This is a genomic window from Verminephrobacter aporrectodeae subsp. tuberculatae At4, from assembly GCF_000193225.1.
Lineage (GTDB): Bacteria > Pseudomonadota > Gammaproteobacteria > Burkholderiales > Burkholderiaceae_C > Acidovorax > Acidovorax aporrectodeae.
Genome location: NZ_AFAL01000485.1, coordinates 1 through 3,952 on the forward strand (window position 1 = coordinate 1; position 3,952 = coordinate 3,952).

Consider the following 3,952-nt stretch of genomic DNA (forward strand, 5'->3'; position numbering starts at 1 on the left):
GGTGACCGGCTTTGGCAAGGCGAATCTGAGCGTGCCCAGCGGCACGCTGTCCGATCTGACCGCGTCCGAAGGCGGCGTGCTCTGGACCGGCACCCTGACCCCCGCGGAGAACACCGCGGCGGCGAGCAACGCGATCAGCGTGAGCAGCCTTGCCGGTGTCGAGGACGCCGCGCGCAACACCGCCACGGGGAGCAGCGTCAGCAGCGAAAACTACCAAGTGAACACCGTGGCGCCGCAGTTGCTGAGCATCGTGCTGGGCGACAGCGCGCTGAAAATCGGCGATACGGCCCGCGTCACCGTCACTTTCAGCGAAGCGGTGAGCGGCTTTGGCAAGGCGAACCTGAGCGTGTCCAGCGGCACGCTGTCCGAGCTGGCGGCCGCCGAAGGCGGCAAGGTCTGGACCGGCACCCTGACCCCCGCGGCGAACACCACGGCGGCGACCAACGCCATCCACGTGAACACCCTTGGCGGCGTAAAAAGCACGGCCGACAACGCCGCCACGGGCAGCGACGTGAGCAGCGACAACTACAGCGTGGACACCACGGCGCCCCAGCTGACCCAGATCACACTCGACGACAACGCGCTCAAGGCGGGTGATACGGCCACCGTCACCATCACCTTCGGCGAAGCGGTCACCGGCTTCAACAAGGACCACCTGAGCGTCTCCAGTGGCACGCTCGGCGCGCTCACGCGCAGCGCCGACGGCCTGAGCTGGACCGGCACCCTGACCCCGGCGGCAGACACCACGGTGGCAAACAACGTCATCAGCGTGAACAACCTCAGCGGCGTCGCGGACGCTGCCGGCAACCCGGCCACGGGCAACAGCACGACCAGCGCCAACTACAGCGTGAACACCGTGGCGCCCCAGTTGCTGAGCATCGTGCTCGATGACAGCGCGCTGAAAATCGGTGAAACAGCCACCGTCACCGTCAGCTTCAGCGAGGCGGTCAGTGGCTTGACCGCCGCGCACCTGAGCACTCCCCATGGCGCGCTCGGCGCGCTCACGCGCAGCGCCGACGGCCTGAGCTGGACCGGCACGCTGACCCCGGCGGAGAACACCACGGCGGCGAGCAACGCCATCAGCGTAGGCAACCTCGACGGCGTAAAAAATTCCGTCGACAGCGCCGCCGTGGGCAGCCAGGTCATCAGCAGCAACTACAGCGTGGACACCGTGGCGCCCCAGCTGAGCCACATCACGCTCGACAACGACGCGCTGAAAATCGGCGCTACGGCCACCCTCACCGTCACTTTCAGCGAAGTGGTCGCTGGCCTGACTGCCGCGCACCTGAGCGTTCCCCATGGCACGCTCGGCGCGCTCACGCGCAGCGCCGACGGCCTGAGCTGGACCGGCACACTGACCCCGGCGGCCAACACCACGGCCGCGAGCAACATCATCAGCGTGGACAACCTCAGCGGCGTCGCGGACGCTGCCGGCAACCCGGCCACGGGCAGCAACGTCACCAGCGCCAACTACAGCGTGGACACCACGGCGCCCCAGCTGACCGGCATCACGCTCGACGACAGCGCGCTCAAGGCGGGCGAGACGGCCAGCGTCACCATCACTTTCAGCGAAGCGGTCACTGGCTTGACCGCCGCGCACCTGACCGTTCCCAACGGCACGCTCGGCACGCTCACGCGCAGCGCCGACGGTCTGAGCTGGACCGGCACGCTGACCCCCGAGGCCAACACCACGGCGACGGCGAACACCATCCGCGTGAACAACCTCAGCGGCGTCGCGGACGCTGCCGGCAACCCGGCCACGGGCAGCGACGTCAGCAGCAGCAACTACAGCGTGGACACCGTGGCGCCGCAGTTGCTGAGCATCGTGCTCGACGACAGCGCGCTGAAAATCGGCGAGACGGCCCACGTCACCGTCACCTTCAGCAAGGCGGTCGATGGCTTTGGCGCCGCGCACCTGACCGTCTCCGATGGCACGCTCGGCGCACTCACGCGCAGCACCGACGGCCTGACATGGACCGGCACGCTGACCCCGGCAGCGAACACCACGGCAGCGAGCAACGCCATCAGCGTGAACAACCTCAGCGGCGTCGCGGACGCTGCCGGCAACCCGGCCACGGGCAGCCCAAGCAGCGAAAACTACGCCGTGGACACCGCAGCGCCCACGCTGACCAGCATCGCCGTCGGCGCCAGCGCGCTCAAGGCCGGCGAGACGGCCACCGTCACCATCAGCTTCAGCGAGGCGGTCAATGGCTTTGGCGCCGCACACCTGACCACTCCCAATGGCACGCTCGGCGCGCTCACGCGCAGCACCGACGGCCTGAGCTGGACTGGCACCCTGACCCCGGCAGCGAACACCACGGCGGCGAGCAACGCCATCAGCGTGAACAACCTCAGCGGCGTCACGGACGCTGCCGGCAACCCGGCCACGGGCAGCGCCGTCAGCAGCGAAAACTACGCCGTGGACACAGCAGCGCCCACGCTGACCAGCATCGCCGTCGGCGCCAGCGCGCTCAAGGCCGGCGAGACGGCCAGCGTCACCATCAGCTTCAGCGAAGCGGTGAGCGGCTTTGGCAAGGCGAACCTGAACGTGCCCGGCGGCACGCTGTCCGATCTCAGCGCGTCCGAAGACGGCAAGGTCTGGACCGGCACGCTGACCCCCGCGGTGAACACCACGGCGGCGAGCAACGCCATCAGCGTAAACAACCTCAGCGGCGTCGCGGACGCTGCCGGTAACCCGGCCACGGGCAGCGACGTCGCCAGCGCAAACTACGCCGTGGACACCGCCGTGCCCACGCTCAGCAGCATCGCCATCGACGACCGCGCGCTCAAGGCCGGCGAGACGGCCAGCGTCACCATCACCTTCAGCGAAGCGGTGATCGGCTTTGGCAAGACGAACCTGAACGTGCCCCACGGCACGCTGTCCGATCTGAGCAGTTCCGAAGGCGGCAAGGTCTGGACCGGCACGCTGACCCCCGCGGTGAACACCACGGCGGCGAGCAACGCCATCCACGTAAACACCCTCAGCGGCACCGCGGACGCTGCCGGCAACCCGGCCACGGGCAGCGACGTCACGAGCGAGAACTACGCCGTGGACACCGTGCGGCCCGCGCTGCGCGCGAGCAACGCCATCACGCTCAGCGAGCGCACATTGGCCTCCGGAAAAACCGCCAGCGTCAGCTTCCACTTCAACACGGCGGTGCAGGACATCTCCGCCGCCGCAAGCGCGAGCAACGGCGCGCTGTCCAACTGGAGTGCCAACGCAGACGGCACGGTCTGGAGCGCCACCCTGACGCCCACGGCGAACGTGGAGGCCAGCACCAACCAGGTCACGCTGGACCCTGCCCACGTGCACAGCGTCACCGGCAACGCCGGCGAGGGGCCCCCCGGGCAGTCGGAAAACTACGTGGTCGACACCTCGGTTCCGACGTTCGAGCACGCCACGGCCAACGGACGCAATCTGGTGCTGAGCTATACCGAAGCCAGCAGCCTGGGTCTGGACGAGACGAATACCGCCCCCGCCACGGCCTTTGCGGTGAGCAGCAGCAGCGGTCTGACCATCCGCGTCGAGAGCGCCACGGTGAATGCCCTGGCCAAGACCGTCACGCTGCGCCTGAACCGCGACGTGGACAGCATCGAGACGCTGAACGTGGGCTACACCCGGCCCGCGAGCGGCAACAACGTGCTGCAAGACGCAGCCGGCAACGACGCGGCGAACCTCACGAACCAGGCAGTAACGAACAACTCCGCAGCCGACACCACGGCCCCCGTGCTCAGCACGGCCACGGTCAGCGGGCGCGAGTTGGTGCTGAGCTACACCGAGGCCAGCAGCCTGGGTCTGGACGCGGTGCATACGGCCCCCGCCACGGCCTTTGCGGTGAGCAGCGCCAGCGGCGTCGCCATAAGCGTCGAGAACGTCACGGTGAGCGCCACGGCCAAGACCGTCACGCTGGAACCCTGAGCCGCAACGTGGCCCACGGGGAGACGCCTGAGC

1 protein-coding gene is annotated in these 3,952 nt (G+C 68.7%); it reads left to right on the forward strand.

The window, feature by feature from the left end; all coding sequences use genetic code 11:
* Window positions 1-3,919: beta strand repeat-containing protein (locus VTU_RS27655; protein WP_236610762.1), on the forward strand; the 3,919-nt coding region annotated here is incomplete at its 5' end.
* Between the last annotated feature and the right edge of the window lie 33 nt (window positions 3,920-3,952).